Source organism: Kitasatospora sp. NPDC007106 (assembly GCF_040634455.1).
Lineage (GTDB): Bacteria > Actinomycetota > Actinomycetes > Streptomycetales > Streptomycetaceae > Kitasatospora > Kitasatospora arboriphila.
The window spans coordinates 1-1,680 of the sequence record NZ_JBEYFP010001107.1; the positions used below are offsets into that span (position 1 = coordinate 1).

Annotated in this window: 2 protein-coding genes; one reads left to right on the top strand and one right to left on the bottom strand. The window is 71.4% G+C overall.

Translation table 11 applies throughout. The features are described from left to right. Nucleotides 1-12 precede the first annotated feature (12 nt). Entirely contained in the window at nucleotides 13-927 is a 915-nt protein-coding gene (locus ABZ641_RS36220) for an ABC transporter substrate-binding protein (RefSeq protein ID WP_344624620.1), read from the bottom strand. A gap of 295 nt (nucleotides 928-1,222) precedes the next feature. On the opposite strand from ABZ641_RS36220, the gene ABZ641_RS36225 reads away from it, so the two are divergent. Beyond that, on the top strand, nucleotides 1,223-1,680 hold a 458-nt coding region (locus tag ABZ641_RS36225; protein WP_359988739.1), incomplete at its 3' end, for a TetR/AcrR family transcriptional regulator.

Genomic DNA, 1,680 nt, shown 5'->3' on the forward strand with positions numbered 1-1,680 from the left:
GGTGGGGTGTCGTCAGCTGGTGCCACCGTTGACGACGGGGCTCTGGATGGCGCCGACGGTGAGCTTGCGGCGGTTCAGGATCTCGTCGTAGGTGCCGTCCGCGACGATCCGCCGCATGGCCTTGGCGAGGACGTCGCGCAGCTGCTGGTCGCTCTTGCGCAGGGCGATGCCGTACGGCTTGGGCTGGAGCTGGGGGCCGGCGATGTCGAAGGCCTTGCCGCCGGCCGCGGTCTGCGAGTTGTAGAGCGCCTTGGGGTAGTCGGTGACGTAGGCGTCGACCCGTCCGCTGCGGAGTTCCTCCATGGCCCCGGCGTCGTCCGTGGTCTCCTCGACCTTCAGCGGCTTGCCCTGGCCGTCGCAGACCGCCTTCTGGCGGACGGCGAGGTCGTTGTGGGTGGTGCCCTTCTTGACGGCGACGCCGTGCCCGCACAGGTCGTCGATCTTGGCGATCTTCGCCGGGTTGCCCTTGCCGACCATGATGCCGATGCCGGCCATGTAGTAGTCGACGAAGTCGACGCCGTCGTTGACCTGCTTGCCGGTCTTGTCCAGCCCCTGGCGGCGGTTGAGGTTGTCGGTGATGCCGGACATCGCGACGTCGTACTTCTTGTCCAGCAGCCCCGGCAGCACGTTGCTGAACGGGCCGGCGTCCTGGAACTCGACCTTGACGCCGAGGACCTTGGCCATCGCGGCGCCGAGGTCGGGGTCGAGGCCGTCCGGCTGGCCCTCCGTGCCGCGGAAGATCACCGGGGCGGCGGTGAGCGAGGCGCCCACCCGGATCACTCCGGCCTTCTTGACGGCCTCGGGGAGCTGGTCGTGGAGGTCGGCCTCGCTCTTGCCTGAGCCGGTTGCGCTGCAGGCGCTCAGCAGCAGGGCGGAGGAGAGGACGGCGGTGACGGCGGTGCGGCCGCGCCCGGGCAGAGAAGTCATCGTATTCCCAAGTCGTTTCAGAGCGCGGCAAGTTCGGGACACGACGACACAAGGCAGTCCGAGGGCTCTCACAGGCCCCGCTCCGGTGAGATGAGTCGCCTCCGGCCGCCGAGGCCGCCCGGGCATGCCGGGGCGACCTCCGGAGGGACGCTGTACCCGGCCGATGATAGTTCGCAGGGCCGTGGACACGACACGGGGGGTCCCGCTCAGCGGACACCGGTGCCGCGGTTTGCGGTTCCGTCCGGCCGCCCGCTTTAATGAATGAACAGGCATTTATTAATGGGAGGAGCGGGACATGGCCGGGCGTCCCCGCGGGGTCGACGACGTGGTGATCCTGCGCGCGACCGCGGAGGTGATCGGCCGGGTCGGCCCGGCCGGGCTCACGCTGGCCGCGGTCGCCCGGGAGGTCGGACTCGTGCCCGGCACCCTCGTCCAGCGCTTCGGTTCCAAGCGCGGCCTGCTGGTCGCGCTCGCCGAGCAGTCCGTCAAGGACGCCGACGCGACGGCCGGCCGGGCGCGCGCGGAGCACGGCACGGCCCTCGACGCCCTCGCCGCGCTGGTCACCGAGTGGCTGGCGCCCATGGACACCCCCGAGCGCTTCGCCAACCACCTGGCCTTCCTCTGCCTGGACCTCACCGACCCGCAGCTCCACCGGCACGCCCTGGCCGCCCACCTCGCCCAGCGCCGGGCGGTCGAGCGGCTGCTCGCGTCCGCCGCAGCCGCCGGCGAGCTGCGCGAGGGCACGGACACCGC

Bases quoted from the DNA above. Each gene is read 5' to 3' on its own strand.
- ABZ641_RS36220 (WP_344624620.1), bottom strand. From the start codon at position 927: ATGACTTCTCTGCCCGGGCGCGGCCGCACCGCCGTCACCGCCGTCCTC.